Source organism: Hamadaea sp. (assembly GCF_013362815.1).
GTDB lineage: Bacteria > Actinomycetota > Actinomycetes > Mycobacteriales > Micromonosporaceae > Hamadaea.
In genome coordinates this window covers 33,956-50,005 of the sequence record NZ_JABFVK010000019.1, presented here as the reverse complement: position 1 = coordinate 50,005, position 16,050 = coordinate 33,956, and the positions used below count along the sequence as shown (strand labels likewise).

At 69.0% G+C, this 16,050-nt stretch carries 23 protein-coding genes; 7 read left to right on the top strand and 16 right to left on the bottom strand.

The features are described from left to right. Positions 1 to 69: 69 nt before the first annotated feature. Positions 70 to 570 (top strand): GNAT family N-acetyltransferase, encoded by a 501-nt coding sequence (locus HOV77_RS11725; RefSeq protein WP_290861298.1) that lies wholly within the window; start codon positions 70 to 72, stop codon positions 568 to 570. On the opposite strand, the gene HOV77_RS11720 is transcribed toward HOV77_RS11725, so the two are convergent. Then, entirely contained in the window at positions 567 to 1,274 is a 708-nt protein-coding gene (locus tag HOV77_RS11720) for a class I SAM-dependent methyltransferase (RefSeq protein WP_290861296.1), read from the bottom strand. The genes HOV77_RS11725 and HOV77_RS11720 overlap by 4 nt on opposite strands. A 299-nt stretch (positions 1,275 to 1,573) precedes the next feature. On the opposite strand from HOV77_RS11720, the gene HOV77_RS11715 reads away from it, so the two are divergent. Beyond that, on the top strand, positions 1,574 to 1,768 hold the full coding sequence (locus tag HOV77_RS11715; RefSeq protein ID WP_290861294.1) for a hypothetical protein: 195 nt from the start codon (positions 1,574 to 1,576) through the stop codon (positions 1,766 to 1,768). Between the two features lie 60 nt (positions 1,769 to 1,828). Here the strand turns inward: HOV77_RS11715 and HOV77_RS11710 are convergent, their stop codons facing one another. Beyond that, positions 1,829 to 2,686, bottom strand: a complete 858-nt coding sequence (locus HOV77_RS11710) for a hypothetical protein (protein ID WP_290861292.1) — start codon at positions 2,684 to 2,686, stop codon at positions 1,829 to 1,831. Between the two features lie 52 nt (positions 2,687 to 2,738). Here HOV77_RS11710 and HOV77_RS11705 point away from each other — a divergent pair, with 52 nt between their 5' ends. Further along, the gene (locus HOV77_RS11705; RefSeq protein WP_290861290.1) at positions 2,739 to 3,701 is read left to right on the top strand and encodes a WYL domain-containing protein; all 963 of its coding nucleotides are present in this window, start codon (positions 2,739 to 2,741) and stop codon (positions 3,699 to 3,701) included. Here the strand turns inward: HOV77_RS11705 and HOV77_RS11700 are convergent. Beyond that, positions 3,680 to 4,150: a GNAT family N-acetyltransferase gene (locus tag HOV77_RS11700; protein WP_290861288.1), complete on the bottom strand. Its 471-nt coding sequence runs from the start codon at positions 4,148 to 4,150 to the stop codon at positions 3,680 to 3,682. The genes HOV77_RS11705 and HOV77_RS11700 overlap by 22 nt on opposite strands. Beyond that, entirely contained in the window at positions 4,140 to 4,430 is a 291-nt protein-coding gene (locus HOV77_RS11695) for a DUF1905 domain-containing protein (RefSeq protein WP_290861286.1), read from the bottom strand. The genes HOV77_RS11700 and HOV77_RS11695 overlap by 11 nt, the downstream gene beginning before the upstream one ends. A gap of 62 nt (positions 4,431 to 4,492) precedes the next feature. Here HOV77_RS11695 and HOV77_RS11690 point away from each other — a divergent pair, with 62 nt between their 5' ends. Then, positions 4,493 to 5,059 (top strand): DUF664 domain-containing protein, encoded by a 567-nt coding sequence (locus HOV77_RS11690; protein WP_290861284.1) that lies wholly within the window; start codon positions 4,493 to 4,495, stop codon positions 5,057 to 5,059. On the opposite strand, the gene HOV77_RS11685 is transcribed toward HOV77_RS11690, so the two are convergent. Then, positions 5,056 to 5,502 carry a DUF3291 domain-containing protein gene (locus tag HOV77_RS11685; RefSeq protein WP_290861282.1) on the bottom strand — a complete coding sequence of 149 codons (447 nt, stop codon included), beginning with the start codon at positions 5,500 to 5,502 and terminating at the stop codon, positions 5,056 to 5,058. The two genes, HOV77_RS11690 and HOV77_RS11685, sit on opposite strands and share 4 nt — an antisense overlap. A gap of 32 nt (positions 5,503 to 5,534) precedes the next feature. Continuing rightward, on the bottom strand, positions 5,535 to 6,158 hold the full coding sequence (locus tag HOV77_RS11680; protein WP_290861280.1) for a transcriptional regulator: 624 nt from the start codon (positions 6,156 to 6,158) through the stop codon (positions 5,535 to 5,537). A 165-nt stretch (positions 6,159 to 6,323) separates the two neighbouring features. Between HOV77_RS11680 and HOV77_RS11675 the strand changes: the two genes are divergently transcribed. Beyond that, positions 6,324 to 7,433: a lytic polysaccharide monooxygenase gene (locus HOV77_RS11675; protein ID WP_290861278.1), complete on the top strand. Its 1,110-nt coding sequence runs from the start codon at positions 6,324 to 6,326 to the stop codon at positions 7,431 to 7,433. Positions 7,434 to 7,542: 109 nt separating this feature from the next. Here HOV77_RS11675 and HOV77_RS34765 read toward each other — a convergent pair whose 3' ends face one another. Both HOV77_RS34765 and HOV77_RS11660 read right to left on the bottom strand, forming a co-directional pair. Then, the gene (locus tag HOV77_RS34765; RefSeq protein ID WP_363260064.1) at positions 7,543 to 9,453 is read right to left on the bottom strand and encodes a sigma-70 family RNA polymerase sigma factor; all 1,911 of its coding nucleotides are present in this window, start codon (positions 9,451 to 9,453) and stop codon (positions 7,543 to 7,545) included. A gap of 10 nt (positions 9,454 to 9,463) precedes the next feature. Further along, positions 9,464 to 9,793 (bottom strand): YciI family protein, encoded by a 330-nt coding sequence (locus HOV77_RS11660; protein ID WP_290861276.1) that lies wholly within the window; start codon positions 9,791 to 9,793, stop codon positions 9,464 to 9,466. Positions 9,794 to 9,935: 142 nt separating this feature from the next. Here HOV77_RS11660 and HOV77_RS11655 point away from each other — a divergent pair, with 142 nt between their 5' ends. Further along, positions 9,936 to 10,586: a DUF998 domain-containing protein gene (locus HOV77_RS11655; protein WP_290861274.1), complete on the top strand. Its 651-nt coding sequence runs from the start codon at positions 9,936 to 9,938 to the stop codon at positions 10,584 to 10,586. Here HOV77_RS11655 and HOV77_RS11650 read toward each other — a convergent pair. From HOV77_RS11650 to HOV77_RS11620, 7 genes are all read right to left on the bottom strand, one after another. Then, complete coding sequence (locus tag HOV77_RS11650; protein ID WP_290861272.1) at positions 10,528 to 11,280, bottom strand: DUF2306 domain-containing protein; 753 nt, start codon at positions 11,278 to 11,280, stop codon at positions 10,528 to 10,530. The genes HOV77_RS11655 and HOV77_RS11650 overlap by 59 nt on opposite strands. Positions 11,281 to 11,441: 161 nt before the next feature. Next, positions 11,442 to 12,107 (bottom strand): response regulator transcription factor, encoded by a 666-nt coding sequence (locus HOV77_RS11645; protein WP_290861270.1) that lies wholly within the window; start codon positions 12,105 to 12,107, stop codon positions 11,442 to 11,444. Next, positions 12,104 to 13,201 carry a histidine kinase gene (locus HOV77_RS11640; protein ID WP_290861268.1) on the bottom strand — a complete coding sequence of 366 codons (1,098 nt, stop codon included), beginning with the start codon at positions 13,199 to 13,201 and terminating at the stop codon, positions 12,104 to 12,106. Before HOV77_RS11640 ends, HOV77_RS11645 begins: the two co-directional genes overlap by 4 nt. 165 nt (positions 13,202 to 13,366) lie before the next feature. Next, positions 13,367 to 13,723, bottom strand: coding sequence for a VOC family protein (locus HOV77_RS11635; RefSeq protein ID WP_290861266.1), 357 nt, complete (start codon positions 13,721 to 13,723; stop codon positions 13,367 to 13,369). 29 nt (positions 13,724 to 13,752) lie between these two features. After that, positions 13,753 to 14,487 (bottom strand): class I SAM-dependent methyltransferase, encoded by a 735-nt coding sequence (locus tag HOV77_RS11630; RefSeq protein WP_290861264.1) that lies wholly within the window; start codon positions 14,485 to 14,487, stop codon positions 13,753 to 13,755. A 52-nt stretch (positions 14,488 to 14,539) separates the two neighbouring features. Beyond that, positions 14,540 to 14,674 carry a hypothetical protein gene (locus HOV77_RS11625; protein WP_290861262.1) on the bottom strand — a complete coding sequence of 45 codons (135 nt, stop codon included), beginning with the start codon at positions 14,672 to 14,674 and terminating at the stop codon, positions 14,540 to 14,542. A 66-nt stretch (positions 14,675 to 14,740) separates the two neighbouring features. Further along, positions 14,741 to 14,917 (bottom strand): hypothetical protein, encoded by a 177-nt coding sequence (locus HOV77_RS11620; RefSeq protein WP_290861261.1) that lies wholly within the window; start codon positions 14,915 to 14,917, stop codon positions 14,741 to 14,743. Between the two features lie 47 nt (positions 14,918 to 14,964). On the opposite strand from HOV77_RS11620, the gene lepB reads away from it, so the two are divergent. Then, a complete protein-coding gene (gene lepB / locus HOV77_RS11615) occupies positions 14,965 to 15,555 on the top strand; it encodes a signal peptidase I (protein ID WP_290861259.1) in 591 nt (196 codons plus the stop codon). Here the strand turns inward: lepB and HOV77_RS11610 are convergent. Beyond that, complete coding sequence (locus HOV77_RS11610) at positions 15,552 to 16,016, bottom strand: GNAT family N-acetyltransferase (RefSeq protein ID WP_290861257.1); 465 nt, start codon at positions 16,014 to 16,016, stop codon at positions 15,552 to 15,554. The two genes, lepB and HOV77_RS11610, sit on opposite strands and share 4 nt — an antisense overlap. Between the last annotated feature and the right edge of the window lie 34 nt (positions 16,017 to 16,050).

Here is a 16,050-nt window from a genome sequence, read left to right as displayed (position 1 = left end):
GAGACTACCCGGTGATCCTTCCGCCAAACGCGTTGACAGCGCGACCGCGCACACGGCAAGTTAATGATCATGGGTGAGGTGAGCATCCGGGCCATGACGGAGGCCGACGCCGACGACGTCCTGCGCATCTACCAGGCGGGGCTGGACACTGGGCAGGCCAGTTTCGAGATCGACGCGCCGTCCTGGGAGAAGTTCAACACCGGGCGGCTGCCCGGACACCGGCACGTGGCTGAGCTGGACGGCCGCGTGGTCGGCTGGGTCGCCGTCTCCGCCGTGTCTCCCCGCCCGGTGTACGCCGGGGTCGTAGAGCACTCCGTCTACGTCGATCCCGGCGTACGGGGCAAAGGCGTCGGGGTGGCGCTGCTCAGGGCGCTGTTCGTGTCCACCGAGGCGGCCGGGATCTGGACCATCCAGTCCGGCGTCTTCCCCGAGAACACCGCCAGCCTGCGGTTGCACGAACGCACCGGCTTCCGGGTGATCGGCACGCGCGAGCGAGTCGGGCGGCACGGCGACCACGGCTGGCGCGACGTGCTGCTCCTCGAACGTCGTAGCCGAGTAGCGGGTATCTAGCGCCGGGCGAGCGCGACCACGATCTCCTTCTCGTCCTGCGCGATGGGGTCGAATCCGGCCGCGCGCAACTCATCGGCGAACGCCCACGGCTCGGCGAGGTGCACCTCAAAGCTCTCACGCGCCTCGCGTACGACATGATCGTCGCGGGTCACCCGATAGACGAACCGCCACAGCGCCTTGCCCGGTCCAGCGTCCGCGCAGGTCACCTGCCCGGTGTAAAGATCATCGCCGAGTCGTCGCGACGGCAGCTCCCAGGGCGGCTCCAGCCGGTGCGGCGGCCGCTGCACGACCAGCCGCCCGCCGAGCACCAGCGCCGCACGCATCGCCGCCAGCCCCTCGGCCCGCTCCAGCGGGTCCAGGCACGCCATCGTGTTAACGCACCACGCGAAATCAGCCACCGCCTTCAAGCCGACATGTTGTACGCCGACAGCATGGACCCGGACTCTGTTGAGCAAGTGGGGCTGCCCGGCCAACCGGCTGAGCAGAACGGCCCGCATGGCCCCGGCGGGCTCGACGGCGTGCACGACGACCCCGGCCTGCTCCGCCAGCAACGCAGTGGCCAGCCCGGTTCCCGCGCCGACATCCAGTACGCCGACCTCCGGCGTCCCCAGCCAGCGCCGGATCAGCCGCTCCGCGAGCCGGCGGAACTCGTCGGCCTGCAACAGGTCGTAGAACTCGGCCGTGACGGCGTAGGAATCCCCCACCCCTCGATCTTCCCAGCCCAGTGCCACCCCCGCGGCGCGAAAGGACTCCGCCGACGCACTCCGCCCCGCTTCCCACCGGGCGCGCTGCCCCGCCCCGTACGCAAGATCGTCGGCTTCCGACATTCTTGGCGGTTCGCGCTTCCTTGATCGTCGGAAGCCGACATTCGTGGGCCTTTTCGTGCACTGATCGTCGGAAGCCGACGATCTTGCGTCGTGCGCGCGCTGCCACCGCATGCGCGAAAGCGGGGTCGCGCGAAAGTCGGATGACGAGGCAGCGGCCATCGCCTACCTTGATCGGCATGACGATGCTGGTTCAAGTCGATCTTCGGTCGGACTCTCGCTACCTCACCTGCTGGGTGGAGCCGCGCGTCCGCGTCGGCGACCAGGTGACTCTGAAGTCTTCGGAGGAGCCCGCGCGCCGGTGGGACGTGCTGCGCGTCGGCTCCCCGCAGCCGGCCGGTGCGATCAAGCGAGGGTGGGACAACAACATCTGAGCATTACCGAATAGCGGCGCCGTCCACAGGTGGGCGGCGCCGCTGCGTTTACGGAACTGGTCAGAGGCGGTCGTACGCCCGAAGCACGCGCAGAGCGCGGAGCGTCTCGATGCCGCGCCACTCCAAAGTGGAGGCCTGACTCGGCGGCTCCCAGGTGATCGGCCAGCCGCCGTCGGTCTGCTGGTCCCGGGCGAGGCGGTCGAGGTGCCCGTCGATGGCGGCGTCGGTGAACAACGCCCGCCACGGGCTGTCCGGCGTCGGCGCGAAGTGCAACGGCGTCAACCCGTAGCCGGCGTCGTCCGGGTCGGCCCGGAACCATTGCAGCCTGGCCAGCCAGCCCTCGACCTGCGTAGCAAGGGCATCGGCGCGGGCTCGATCCGGTGCGGCGGCGAGGAAGACGAGCACTTCGCTCAGCGCGTGCGCGTCTTCGGTGAACTCGGATTCGAGCCGGCTGAACGTCCACTCGGTGGCCCGGTCGAGCCACGGATGGACCACGCCGAGGTGGTGCAGCCGTCCGGTCAGACCCGCGGTCGGGTTGAGGCCGGGTGCGTAGGTCCAGTGGGACCAGTGGTCGGCGCGGGGATAGCGCTCGATGACCGGGAAGGCCAGCGGCACCGCGCCTTCGGGGGTCGCGACCGAGGCGAGCCAGTCACCGGCCGAGCCCACCCAGCCGGGCGCGGGCGCTCCCGCGACGACCAGGACGTCGAGGGCGCACTCGACATCGATCGGCAGGCTGGCCGGGCAGCGTTTGTCGGGTTCGAAGCCGTGTCCGAAGCCGCCGTCCGCGTTGCGGTACGCCTCGACGGCGGCCACGACTCCGGCCGGGTCCTCGCCGTCGAGCAGGACGGCGGCGAGACGGCGTTCGACCAGCCGCCCTTCCCGGTCGAGGAACGCACGGGCGGATTCAAGGACAGTCATACCCCGGAGTCTCGCAGCACCCACCGACAGAAGCCCGCGAGATGATGGGAGCATGCGCGCCTCCCGGATGATGACCCTGCTCCTGCACCTCCAGGTACGCGGACAGGCCACCGGTCAGGACCTGGCCGGCCTGCTGGAGGTCAGTGAGCGTACGGTCCAGCGGGACGTGGAGGCGCTGGCCGCCGCCGGCGTCCCCGTACGCTCGACGCGCGGTCCGGCCGGGGGCTACCGCCTGGACGGCGGCTATCGGACGAGGCTCACCGGGATGGGCCTGGACGAGGCGGGCGCGCTGGCCTTCCTCGGGCTCGCCGGTCCGGCCGAGCAGTTGGGCCTCGGTGAACTGCTCGAAGGCGCGCGGATCAAGGTGTGGGCGAGTCTGACCGGTGACGCCCGGCAACGGGCGGGGCATACGGCGGAACGGTTCCATCTCGACCCGGTGCGGTTCTTCGGCACTCCGGAGCCGGTTCCCTGCTTGACTCAGCTCGCCGAGGCGGCCTGGCGCGATCGCAAGGTACGCCTGGAGTACGTCCGGGACGGCAAGCCGTCGCATCGCGTCGTCGACCCGTTGGGCCTGGTCTTGGCGGCGGGTGACTGGTATCTCGTGGCGCTGCGCGACGGCGTACGCCGCACTTATCGGGTTTCGCGGGTGCGTTCGGTCGAGATCCTCGCCGATGCGGCAAGCCGGCCCGCCGACTTCGACCTGGCCAAGGCGTGGGCCGAAGCCCGAGCCGAGTTGGAGGCCGAACACGTCGAGGTCGAGGTGACGCTGCGCGCCGCGCCGCGGGCGCTGCCGCGCCTGCGCCGCATGATTCCCGTACGCGGCCAGCACAAGGTCCCGGTGGCGACCACCGAGCCGGTCGAGCTGACGGTGCCCTTCGACGAAGAGTGGTGGGCTGTCGAGGGGCTGCTCAGCTTCGGTTCGGCGGTCGAGGTGCTCGCCCCGCCGTCCGTCCGGGATAGGATCGCCGCCGAGATCAAGGCAGCAGCGGCCTACTACGGAGCCAGTTCCCGGTAGTAGAAGTACATCGGTTCGGACTGGCCCGGTTCGGTGTGGCTGAACCCGTGTGCCTCGTAGAACCGCCGGGCGTCGGTGTCCACGCCGTCCACATTGACCTCCAGATACTCCGCGCCCCGCTGGGCGGCCAGGTCGCACGCGGCCTCCAACAGCGCGTGGCCGAGCCGCTGATTGCGCAGCTCCGGGCGTACATAGAGCTCGTCGAGCAAGGCCGCCGGGCCGTCCCACCAGATGCCGGGCCGGAACGAGATCGCGGCGAGTCCGGCCGCGGGTTCTCCGGCGAGCAACACGACGAGGTCGTCCCCGGCGAGCAACACGGTCAGGCGGGCAGTCAGCCAGTCCGGGCCAGGCGTCGGGCTGTCGAACTCGCGGTTGAAGTCGTCGAGCAGGACGGCGACGACGGCCGCGTCCGAGACAGCGGCCCGGCGTACGGGGGATTCAGTCGGCATCGAGGGTCAGCTTAATCGTCACGGTGTCACCGAGCTCCAGCTTTTCGGCCCGCCGGACGTCGGCCCGCAACGGCACCAGGTACCGGCCGTTCTTCGGAAACAACGACGTCGTCCACTCGGTCCGGCCGACGCGTACGCCAACCGGGATGACGCCCCAGCCGTAGGTGAGCCGGGCGGCCACGTCCTGGATCTCCTGGCACTCCTCGTCCGGCACGGTGACGAAGTGGTGCGGGGCCGGCCCACGCCAGTGGAAGATCTCGCCGCTGAACTCCAATTCCATCCGGCAACAATAGAAGACGTACCCGACAAAGGATGTCGGGAATAGCCGCTACCTTGGGTCGCATGACTGAGAGAACTGATCCTCCGTGGGAGCCGCCGGTGGCCGGGACCGAGGCCGAACACCTGGTCGGCGCACTGGACCGGATGCGATGGACCTTCCGGTTCAAGGCCGACGGCCTCGACTCCGCCGGGCTGACCGCCAAGATCGGCAAGTCCGACCTGACCCTGGGCGGGCTGCTGAAGCACCTCGCCGCCCAGGAGGACTACACGTTCACCGTCAAGCTCACCGGCGAGCCGATCAGCGGGCCGTGGACCGCATTGGGCTGGGACGGCAGCAACGACTGGGAGTTCTCGTCGGCCGCTGACGACGCCCCCGAAGTGCTTTACGCGTACTGGGACGGGGCGGTCGAACGCGCGCGGGTGAAGTTGGCCGAGGCGCTGAAGGACGGGGGTCTCGACCAGCTCGTGCACACCGGCTGGCCGGACGGGCGCAAGATGAGCCTCCGCCGTCTGCTGTGCGACCTGGTCGAGGAGTACGGCCGCCACACCGGCCACGCCGACCTGTTGCGCGAGGCCGTCGACGGGCGGGTCGGCGAGGACCCGCCGCACGACTGGCGGCCAGTCTCCTAAATAGACACCGGCTCGTGGAACTCCTTGAAGGTGAAGGCTTCCGGCCCGGCTCCCCGGTCACGGAGAGCCGCGAGCCGGGCCATCCCCTCCGCAGCCGTCGGGAGGTGCCCTTCCGGAATCCACCACATCACGCTGGCGATTTCCAGCGTCCGCTGGAACCATTCCCGCCGCCGTTGCAGCACACCAAGGTGCCGAGTCCGATAGACGTAGTTCCAGAGATCGTCGCGCGTCTGCCACACCGACATGTTGATCAGCAGTTCGTCGCCGAAATCGTGCTGGTAGGTGAGGGTCGGATCGGTCTCCGATTCCTTGAGCCGCCACACGAATCCGGGCGCGGCGTCGGCCACCGCGTTGATCGGCTCCAGCAAAGCGACGAACTCGGCCAGCTCAGGCGCGTCGATCGGGGCGAGGAGACGCGCGACGTTCAGTTGGGCGAGATGCATGGCATGAGCATGGCCGACCGGGCGCTTCTATGTCAACGATTCTTATTTTTAGAGAACGAGACGCAGCACTCCCCTGGCTTCGGGTCCAGTTCCGCGGTCGCGTCGTCGCCCGCGATGCCTTGACACAGCGCCAGATTCATCGAACAGACCAGCAGCGGCTGCTCGTCGGCGACCTGCTGAAACGGGCAGTTCCTAAGGCGTACCACATCATCTTGGCGATAGGGCTCGTAGCCGCGGTCACGCAGCGTGGCCAGCCACCCACCAGGCTCGTGCAGCTTCTTGCCCGCGCGAGCCGCCGCGGCGATCGCGCCGTCGGCGGCGTCCAGGTCCCCGACCACCTCCGCGAGCAGCGACGCCAGCTCTCGGAAGTCGCGCTCCGGCACCGCGACATATCGACTTGTACGCCCACGGCGGTAGACCTTGGCCGGTCGCCCTGCGCCCGGACCGGGCCGGGTGGCGGAAAGGCGCGCGAAGCCGGTCTCCAGAAGCCCGACCTCGGCGAGTTTGTCCAGGTGAAACGCGGCCAGAGTACGCGAGACGCCGACCCCTTCGGCTGCCTCGTTGCGCCCGACGTCGCGACCCGAGGCGGCGACGAACTCGTAGAGCGCCCGGCGCACCGGGTCGTGCAGCGCAGCCACCGCATCCAGGTCGTTCACCCTCGTAGTGTGCCTCAGTCCCGCCACCTCTTCCCAAAACGGGCGGCGGACGGTTGAATCGTTTCCCATAGATGAATACGCCCGGCGTCGGGCGCGACCGAAGTGGTCGCAGCTCCCACTCGCCCAAGTGTCGCGCCGGGCACTCCACGGACAAGGAGTCATCGCATGACCGCCCCTACCTACCGGCGGTGGCTGTCCATCGCCTTATCCCTGGCGATCGTCGCCGCCGTCGCAGTCGTGCTCCTGACCACCAACCTCGCCAAGGTCGCTGACGCCCATGGCACCACCGTCGACCCCGCCTCCCGCAACTACAGCTGCTGGTCCCGCTGGGGCTCGCGGTTCCAGGACCCGGTGATGGCCACCGAGGACCCGATGTGCTGGCAGGCATGGCAGTACGACCCGAACGCCATGTGGAACTGGAACGGCCTGTTCCGTGAGGGCGTCGCGGGCAACCATCAAGCCGCCATCCCGGACGGCCAGCTGTGCAGCGCCGGGCACACGTCGAGCGGCCGGTACAACGCAATGGACACGGTCGGTGATTGGAAAGCCCAGTCCATCGCCAACACGTTCAACGTCAAGCTCTACGACCAGGCCGGCCACGGTGCCGACTACGTCTACGTGTACGTGACCAAGCAGGGCTTCAACCCGATCACGCAAGCCTTGAAGTGGTCCGATCTCGAACTCGTCGGCCAGATCGGCAACCGGCCGGTCGGGCAGTGGACCACGGAGTCGGCCGGTGGCTGGTCGACCCTGATCGGCGCGAGCGCCCCCGGGCGTTCGGGGCGGCACATCGTCTACACGATTTGGCAGGCCAGCCACCTCGACCAGTCCTACTACTTCTGCGCTGATGTGAACTTCGGCGGTTCTTCGCCGTCACCGTCCACGTCGGCGTCGTCCTCGCCGTCTTCGTCACCCTCTTCGTCGCCGTCATCGTCGCCGTCATCGTCGCCGTCCTCGTCCGCTTCGAACGGGACCAAGTCCTGCTCGACGGCGTACTCCGTGGTGAACCAGTGGTCCGGGGGCTTCCAAGGTCAGGTGGCCGTCACCGCGGGCGGTTCGGCCATCAGCTCCTGGAAGGTGACCATGACCTGGCCCAACGGCCAAGTCGTGACCAGTGCGTGGAACGGCACTGCGACTACCGCCGGCGCGGTGACGACGGTTACCAACACCAGCTGGAACGGGGCGCTGGGCGCCGGTGCCGGCACGACCTTCGGGTTCCTCGCGAACTCCGGGGCCACCAACGCACCCCCCGTGCTCACCTGCTCCGCCACCTAACCCCCCCCGTTGCCCCCGTTGCCCCCGTTCCGTTGATCATGAACCTAAGGTTCCACTCCGACCCGGAGCCGGACCTTAGGTTCATGATCAACGGGGGGTCGGCGCGCGTTCAGCGGGGGCGGAGTGCGCTCAGGGTGTGGCCGGTGGCCTGCTTGAACAGGTACTCGGCCCGTTCGTAGGACAACCTCGTCCGACCGGTATGCGGGCAGACGTCGGCCGCCATCGGAGGCCGGCCCGGGCCGCGCCGCCGGTCGGCGAGGAACACCGGTCCCCGCTCCCGGCCTGCGACCAACTCGGTCAGCAGCGGGGCGGTCTCCGATCGCCAGGTGATCCAGGTCGTGCCGGTCCACGCCCGGCGCTCGGCGAGATCGAGATCCTCGACGTTCAAACCCAGTACGCTGCCTGGCCCGGCCGCCGAGTCGGCCAGCAGCCGCCAGAGGACGCGTTCCCGGAGGGGCAGGTCGCGAGCCCAGAGCTCGGCCAGGTCGACCGTTGGGCGGGTGGTCGACGGCTCGGTTCGGCGGTCGAGCGTACCGGCGAGATCCGGAAGGTCGGCGAACGCGCCGAAAGACCGGACGGCCGACCGATGCCGGTTCCACGTACGCGCAGCCGCACTGCCCCAAGCCGTCGCGAAGGTCTGCGCGATCCGATCCGGGGTCACCTCTGCCAGTGGCAGGTTCTCACCGAGCGTCAGGCGCAGCCGTTTCAGCGTTTGGGCGTACGACCGGAGGGTTTGCGCATCCAAGTCGTCGCGGCGCAAGAACTCCCCGGCGACCTGGCCGAGCGTCCGCCCGATCGGCTCAGCGGGAAGCTGTGCGGCGCGGCGACGCAGGAAGTCGCGTTCGGCGGAGTTTGCAGCCAACTCGGCGGCGCGCTCGAACTCCCGGCGCGCCTCGGCCGGCCGATCGAGCTTGGCCAGCAGGTCTCCGCGTACGCCGGGCAGCAGGTGGTAGTTCTGCAGCACCGGATCGCTCAGGAGCGAGTCGACGAGGTCCAGTCCGGCCTGCGGACCGGCCGCCAGGCCCACCGCCACCGCCCGATTGAGCTGGACGACCGGGGTCGGCAGCTGCCTCGCCAACGCCCCATAGAGCGCCGCGATCTGCGTCCAGTCGGTCTCCGCCGCCGTCCGGGCCTGCGCGTGGCAGACGGCGATCGCTGCTTGCAGGACGTACGGGCCGGGCGGGCGGCCGAGATCGCGAGCCCGCAGCATCGCGGTGAAGCCGCGCCGGATGAGCAGCTGATCCCAGCGCGCGCGATTCTGCTCGTGCAGTTGGACGGGCTCGCCCGACGGACCGGTACGAGCAGCGCTGCGCGACGCCTGGATCTCCATCAACGCCACGAGCCCGTGGACCTCCGGCTCGTCCGGGGCCAGCTCGGCGAGCTGACGCCCCAGGCGTAGGGCTTCCAGACACAGGTCGGCCCGGATCAGGTCGGCACCGGCGCTGGCGGCGTATCCCTCGTTGAAGACGAGGTAGATCACTTCGAGGACGGACGACAGCCGCGCGGCCAGCTCCGGACCGGCCGGCAGCTCGAACGGGACGCGCTGCTCGGCCAGGGTCTGTTTGGCCGCCGCGATCCGCTGGGTGATCCGCGCCTCGGTGGTGAGGAAGGCCCGGCCGATCTCGGCCGCCGTCAGGCCGCCGATGAGCCGCAGCGTCAACGCCACCCGGGCGGCGGTGGGCAGCACCGGGTGGCAGCTGACGAACATCAGCCGCAGGACGTCGTCGGGCTCCCGGTCCGGTTGTTCATCAAGGTCGCGGGCCAGTTCCTCGCGCTTGCGGTCGAGCAACTGCGACCGTCGAATGTGGTCGATCGCCCGGCGCTTGGCGATCGTCATGAGCCAAGCGCCGGGGTTGTCGGGCACCCCGGCACTCGGCCACTGCTCCAACGCCGCGACCAGGGCGTCTTGGGCGAACTCCTCGGCGAGGCCGACGTCCCGGACGAGCCGGGTCAGCCCGGCGATGATCCGGGCCGACTCGAGTTTCCAGACGGCGTCGACCGTCCGGCGCACGGCGGTCACTGGTCGGCGATCAGCCCTGCGGTCCGTAGACCTGCTGGATCACGCTGACCCCGTCGCCGACGATCGCCCGGAACCGGCGACCGAGCTCGATCGCCTCCTCCCTAGACCGCACTTCGATCAGGGCGAAGCCGGCCACGGCCTCCCGCGCCTCGGCGAACGGGCCGTCGGTGACCGTGATCTCGTCGCCGGCCGAGGTCAGCCGTACGCCGCCCGGTTCGAGTCCGCCGGTCGCCAGCAGGATGCCGGCTGCCGTCATCTCGTCGATGAACTTCGCCATCTCGGTGAACAGCTTCTCGTCGGGCTTGGCGTCGTCGGCCAATGCCGTCATCAGGAACCGCATGACGTGGTCTCCATCCAGGTGAAGGGGGTGTTCGCCGAGACGTCGAACCGGCGTATGTGACAGGGAACCCGAGCGCGTTCCCTGTCACATCTTCGGTTCGACGCGTCAGCGAACACAAGTCCTCAAACTTAGGAGAACCGACATGACCACCACCGCGACCGCCACTGTCTCGCCCACCGTTTCGATCAGCACTCGGGCGCTGCTGACCTGTGCCGCTGTCAGCGCACCGCTGTGGGCGGCGGTGAGCCTGATCCAGGCCGCCACCCGGGAGGGCTTCGACCTGACCCGCCACCCGCTCAGCGAGCTGAGCACCGGCTCGCTCGGCTGGCTGCAGATCACCAACTTCCTGGTGGCGGGCCTGCTGACCGTCGTCGGCGCGGCCGGGCTGGGCCGGGTCGTCCGGAGCAAATGGGCGCCCCGCCTGGTGCGGATCAACGGACTCGGGATGATGGCCGCCGGCGTCTTCGTGATGGACCCCGCCGACGGCTTCCCGGTCGGTACGCCGGCCGGCGCGCCCGCCGCGCTCAGCTGGCACGCGTACGGGCACTTCCTGTCCGGCACGATCGCGTTCGCCGCGTTGATCGCCGCCTGCTATGTCCTCGGCCGGGAGTTCAGCCGCGACGGCCGCTGGACCCTGGCGGTCATCTCCCGGATCACGGGAACCGCCACGCTCGTCGGCAACCTCTGGGCGATGACCGGCGGCAAGGCCGGTTCGCTGACGCTGGCCGCCGGGGTCATCCCGTCCATGCTGTGGATCTCGGCAATTGCGGCTCGGAACCTGCGTCGCCGCTGAAATCCCGCGACTCGGAAAGCCCCGCCTTCGGGCGGGGCACTGAGCCTTCGGAAAGCCCCGCCCCAGGGCGGGGCTTTCGGTCGTTCCGGCGGATGAAGTATTCGGCCACGCCGAGGTTGATCAGCCAAGCGGCCAGCATCAGGAGGGCGTACGCGAGAACTCCGGGCTCACCGACGGCCACCGTCCAGAAGGCGAAGGTGAACGCCTGCGTTCCAGCACCCAGGCCGAGCGCGTACGCGCGCATCATCCAGGCGCGATGGGTCGCGTAGTGCCGCCGACGGACGGCTACGAAGCCGAGCACGAGGCAGAGCAGCATCCCGGTGGACACGAAGACTCGGATCACACTCAGGCCGGAGTCCTCGATCGGTGGCAGGGCGTACGTGAGCGTCATCCACAGTCCCGATCCGGCAACCGCGATGCCGCTCGGCAGGACGAGCCGGCCGGCGTACCGGTGCCAACGACGGCGACGCAGACTCGGCACGAACTGCAGCGCCCCCAGGAGAGCGAACAGAACGCTGCCGACGATGTGCAGCACGATCGGCACCGGCGCGGTCACGAACCGCGCGTTGTCCGGCGTCACGTCCGGCCGGGACGCCAACTCGGCTCCCCGCACGAACGCGGCGATCACGGGCACGAGACTGAGCAGGATCAACCCGGCCGGCACCGGCCACTGACGTTTCCGCGATGTAGTCACGTATCGATGGTCGGGTGGGAGTGCCGGTGACTCATCGGCAATCGGGTCGCGGGATCGGCGTACCGGGGAAGGGGTCGGGCGTAGTACTTCCGGCTACCGCCTCGCGTTGATCATGAACCTAGGGTTGCGCGGAACGCCAGAGCGGAACCCTAGGTTCATGATCAACGCGGCGAACGACGGTTTCGTCTCGTCTCATACGCCCACATCGCGATCTCCACTCGATTGCGTACGCCGAGCTTGGTCATCAGGCTCGCGATGTGGCTCTTCACCGTGCTGAGGGTGATCCGCAGCTCGGCGGCGATTTCGGCGTTCGTCCGTCCACTGGCGACAGAAGCGAGCACCTGTTCCTCCCGGTCGGTCAGCGGATCGATCGGCTGAGCGGGCGGGCCGTTGGGGCCGGTGTCAGCGAACGCCTTCAACAGCCGTGCGGTGACGGCCGGAGCGATCAGCGCGTCCCCGTTGGCCGCCGCGTGCACGGCTTGCGCCAGCAGCACCGCTCCGGCGTCCTTGAGCAGGAAGCCCTTCGCTCCCGCGCGCAGCGCCGAGTAGACGTACTCGTCCAGGTCGAACGTCGTGATCACGACGACGGCGAGCGGATCGGCGACCTCCGGACCGGCCAGCGCCCGGGTGGCGGAGATGCCGTCCAGCTCCGGCATCCGGATGTCGAACAGGCACACGTCCGGACGCAAGTGGCGGGCCAGGCGTACCGCGGAGACGCCGTCGGCCGCCTCACCGACGACCTCGATATCGGGCTGCGCGTTGAGGATCATCACGAGTCCGGTGCGGACGATCTCCTGATCGTCGGCCACGATGACGCGTACGCTCATCGCGCCCGCCACGGCAGAACCGCCGTCACCAGCCACCCCCGGTGCTCGTCCGGTCCCGCCTGACATTCGCCGCCCAGCAGTTCGGCCCGTTCGATCATGCCCAGTACGCCGAATCCCGGTGACACCGTGCCGGCTATCTCCCCGTCGTCTCGCACCTTCAGGCGTACCGCCTGGTCGTCGGCGTGGACCTCGACCTCGATGAGGCTGGCATGCCGCGCGTGCCGGCGGGCGTTGGTCACCGATTCCTGAGCCAGCCGATAGAGCGCCGTGCCCACGGGCGTGGGCACTTCGCGCAGATCACCCCGCATTGTGATCGCGACCCGCGGCCCGGGATGATCCGCGAGCCCGGGAATGTCCGCGATGCCAGGGTTCGGCGATAACTCCGCCGCTTCGTCCCGGCGCAGCACGCGCACTATGGTACGCATCTCGGCCAATGCCCGAGTCGCCTCGGTTTCGATGATTCGCAACGCTTCCAGCGGAGCGTCCGGCCGCACCTCCGCGACGGCGATCCCAGCCTGCGCGCGCACGGCGATCGCGGAGAAATGGTGGGCGACCGTGTCATGCAGATCGCGCGCGAGCCGTTCCCGTTCCATCAGCCTGACCTGCTCAAACTCCCGCGAACGGGCACGAATCCGGAAGCGTTGCGCCGCGCCTAACGTGATCGTCGCGCACAAGATCGCAGCGCCGCCGACCGCGTCGGTCAGAGTCAGCCGGTCGACGGCGACCGAGACCGCCAGATTCGCGGCCACCAGCAGGATGCCCGCGACCATCTCCCGGCCGGAACCCCAGCGAAACAGGGCATACGGCAACATCAGCACGTAGACCATCACGTACGTGTCCGGCACGTCCGCGGCCAGGCCCGCCACCAGGCCGGACACGACGAACGCGACAGCCAGCGCGACCAGCGGCCGCTGCCTCCGCCACAGCAGCGTCGGCGCCAGGCCGATCGTCACCGCCAAAGCCAACGGGTACGCGTGAAGCACGGGGCGCAGGGCGTACTCGACGATCGCCAGCACCACGATGACGCCGACGAGCACCCAATCACGCCGATTCCTCAGTGGAACGTCGGCGGGCCTCGGCTCGTGCCAGATCACGGCTCGATGCTACGAGCGGCAGGCGGGTGGCGTATCCGCCCAAAGTACGACCGGGCTTGGGCTTGCGTTTTGTCCGGCTCCCATGATCATGGTCATTTCCGGGGTCGCTATCACAGCCCGGACATGACCATGATCATGGCGCCCGCGTCGGCATCAGCGTCGGCATCAGCTGAGGCAGAGGCAGAACGGGTGCCCGGCCGGATCGAGCATCACCCGGAAGGTCGTCCCCGGCTGGTGCTCGGGCTTGGTGGCGCCCAGCTCGATCACCGCCGCCTCAGCCGCATCGAGGTCCGCCACCACGACGTCGAGATGCATCTGCTGCGGCACGCCCTGAGTGGGCCACGTCGGCGCGACATAGTCCTCGACCTGCTGGAAGCAGATGCATTGACCGTAATCGGCACGGATCTCGTACCAGTCCTCGCGAGACTCGATCTTCCAGTCGAGCATCTTCCCGTAGAACGCCGCGAGCGCGGCCGCGTCCGGACAGTCGATCACGAGGCTGGGGTAACTTGCGATGGCCATGCCGGGACGGTACTCGCCCACCCCGACAATCAGGGCTTTCGCCAGACGGAGACGTGACTCTCGCTGTCTGAGGTGAACGGCGCACCGTGCCAGTCAGCCACCCGCTGGACTCGTTCCAGGCCGGCGATCCGCGCCATGAGGTCGCACTCCGCCGGCCAGATGTAGCGGAAGTTGCTGGCCCCATAACGGGCGCTGCCATCGGCATACCGGTGGAAGTGGTGCGAGGTCCCCTGTTGGGTGACCATGTCGTAGGTGTCGAACCCGACATGCTCGTCCGACACGTCGAACGGCACCGCCGTCTGCCCCGGCGGGAACCGGCGGATGCCCGGCACCCACAGCTCGATGACGAAATGCCCGCCCGGGGCGAGATGCCGGGACGCGTTGCGGAAGCAGTCGACCTGTTCGTCCTGCGTACGCAGATTGCCGATGCTGTTCCACACGATGTAGACCAGCGAGAACTCACCGGGGACGGTCGCAGTCGCCATGTCGCCGACGACCACCGGGATCTCCTCGGCCGACGCTTGACGCCGGAGTTGGTCCACCATCGGCTCGGACAGCTCGATCCCCGCCACGCGTACGCCGCGAGCAGCGAGCGGCACAGCGACGCGGCCGGTGCCGATCGCGAACTCCAGCGCCGGCCCCGATCCGGCGAGGCGCGCCAGGAACTCCACGGCTGGGTCGAGAACGTCGGGGGCGTACATCTCGGCCGAGGTCTCCTCGTAGCGCTCCGCCGTCTCCCGGTCCCACAGGTCGCTGCTGGTCACTTACCGTTCCCCTCGTTCGCTGGGCGGAGCCCGGCCCGCCGCAAGATGTCGATCACGACGCCGGATTCGACGTCGAGACGACCTGCTCGATCGTCAGCACGGATCGGCCGAGGGCGCCTACATTGCGTTCACGCAGCCACTCCTCGGTGAACCCGGGCGACGACTTCGGCAAGGTTGGCATCCGCATCTGCGGCACCCTACCGGCGAAGTCCCGCCACCGCGGTCCGATTTCCCAGCGTGGCGGGGAGTGCCGTCAGGCGAGACGGCGTACCCCTTGGAAACTCGCCCCGACGAGCAGCAGTCCGAAGTAGACGGACTGGTGGTCCGTGCAGAACTGGTCGGTGAACGACAGACAGCCGGCATGATCGCCGCAAGTCGCGATGCCGGTGGTGAGTTCGCTGTCAATGGCGGTCTGCGGCCTCGCGGCCACCTGCGGTACGGTGCCCCGGATATCGACCCGTGGGACGGGAGATGGCCGTGACCTACACTCCGACGACTGCGACTCCACGTCCGCCCAAGCGCGGCCTGTCGACCGGTGCGATCGTCGGGATCGTCGCCGGTGCCGTCACGCTTTTCCTGCTGGCGGCGGGAATCCTGGTCGCGGTCACCGTGCTCGACACCGACACGGTCCGGCTCAAGGCGACCGGCGCCGGCATGGAGCCCACGATCCGGGCGGGGCAGACGTTCTCGGCCACGAAGGTCGACGCCGGCGATTACCAGCCGAATCGCAGCGACGTGGTGGTCTTCTCGACGCCGAAGGCCTGGGTGGCCGCAGGCGGCGACCGGTCCCTGGTGAAACGGGTGATCGGATTGCCCGGCGAGCGAGTGTCCTGCTGCGATGCCAAGGGACAGTGGCTCATCGACGACAAGCCGCTGGCCGAGCCCTACGTGCAGAAGCCCGGCGGGCATACGCCGACCGATGTGATCGTCGTTCCCGCCGGTCGCCTCTGGGTCATGGGCGACAACCGCGGCGCGTCCAACGACTCGCGATCGATGTACGCCATCACGCGCGACATCGAGCTCGCGACGATTCCGCTGTCCGCTGTCACTGCGGTCGTGAAGTTCTAGGACCGTACGCCCTCGTGGAGCATCAGCTTGCGTACCATCTCGAATCCCCGCCCCTCGTACACCGAGATCGCCTTGCTGCTGGAGTGCACGGTGACGTGGCGTAATCCGAGGCTGCGGGCCTGATCGAGGACGGCGTCGACCAGCCGCCCGGCGATGCCCCGGTTCCGTTCGGCGGCTACGACGTACACGCTCTGCAGGTCTCCGGAGCGCCGGACGAACGACTGGGCGGACGGAACCCGGTCGGTCACGGCGAGCCAGGCCATGCCGACGATCGTGTCTCCGCGTACGGCGACATGACAGGTGTGCTGGGTCGCGGTCTGCGCCCAAGTCGTGAAGTACTCGACGAACTCGGCCTCGGTGCCCTCCGGCGTCTCGTCGTACTCCAGCAACCACTGCCAGCGCAATCGAGCCGCCGCCGGGAGGTCGGCCGGGGCGGCGGGGCGTACCTCGATGATCTCCATGCGCAATGGCTACCACACACTCGCGCACCGATGC

What these genes read in the sequence shown, in the direction of transcription:
- HOV77_RS11725 (WP_290861298.1), top strand. Translation starts at nt 70, where the DNA reads ATGGGTGAGGTGAGCATCCGGGCCATGACGGAGGCCGACGCCGACGAC.
- HOV77_RS11715 (WP_290861294.1), top strand. Translation starts at nt 1,574, where the DNA reads ATGACGATGCTGGTTCAAGTCGATCTTCGGTCGGACTCTCGCTACCTC.
- HOV77_RS11710 (WP_290861292.1), bottom strand. Translation starts at nt 2,686, where the DNA reads ATGACTGTCCTTGAATCCGCCCGTGCGTTCCTCGACCGGGAAGGGCGG.
- HOV77_RS11705 (WP_290861290.1), top strand. Translation starts at nt 2,739, where the DNA reads ATGCGCGCCTCCCGGATGATGACCCTGCTCCTGCACCTCCAGGTACGC.
- HOV77_RS11700 (WP_290861288.1), bottom strand. Translation starts at nt 4,150, where the DNA reads ATGCCGACTGAATCCCCCGTACGCCGGGCCGCTGTCTCGGACGCGGCC.
- HOV77_RS11695 (WP_290861286.1), bottom strand. Translation starts at nt 4,430, where the DNA reads ATGGAATTGGAGTTCAGCGGCGAGATCTTCCACTGGCGTGGGCCGGCC.
- HOV77_RS11690 (WP_290861284.1), top strand. Translation starts at nt 4,493, where the DNA reads ATGACTGAGAGAACTGATCCTCCGTGGGAGCCGCCGGTGGCCGGGACC.
- HOV77_RS11685 (WP_290861282.1), bottom strand. Translation starts at nt 5,502, where the DNA reads ATGCATCTCGCCCAACTGAACGTCGCGCGTCTCCTCGCCCCGATCGAC.
- HOV77_RS11675 (WP_290861278.1), top strand. Translation starts at nt 6,324, where the DNA reads ATGACCGCCCCTACCTACCGGCGGTGGCTGTCCATCGCCTTATCCCTG.
- HOV77_RS11660 (WP_290861276.1), bottom strand. Translation starts at nt 9,793, where the DNA reads ATGCGGTTCCTGATGACGGCATTGGCCGACGACGCCAAGCCCGACGAG.
- HOV77_RS11655 (WP_290861274.1), top strand. Translation starts at nt 9,936, where the DNA reads ATGACCACCACCGCGACCGCCACTGTCTCGCCCACCGTTTCGATCAGC.
- HOV77_RS11645 (WP_290861270.1), bottom strand. Translation starts at nt 12,107, where the DNA reads ATGAGCGTACGCGTCATCGTGGCCGACGATCAGGAGATCGTCCGCACC.
- HOV77_RS11635 (WP_290861266.1), bottom strand. Translation starts at nt 13,723, where the DNA reads ATGGCCATCGCAAGTTACCCCAGCCTCGTGATCGACTGTCCGGACGCG.
- HOV77_RS11625 (WP_290861262.1), bottom strand. Translation starts at nt 14,674, where the DNA reads ATGCGGATGCCAACCTTGCCGAAGTCGTCGCCCGGGTTCACCGAGGAG.
- HOV77_RS11610 (WP_290861257.1), bottom strand. Translation starts at nt 16,016, where the DNA reads ATGGAGATCATCGAGGTACGCCCCGCCGCCCCGGCCGACCTCCCGGCG.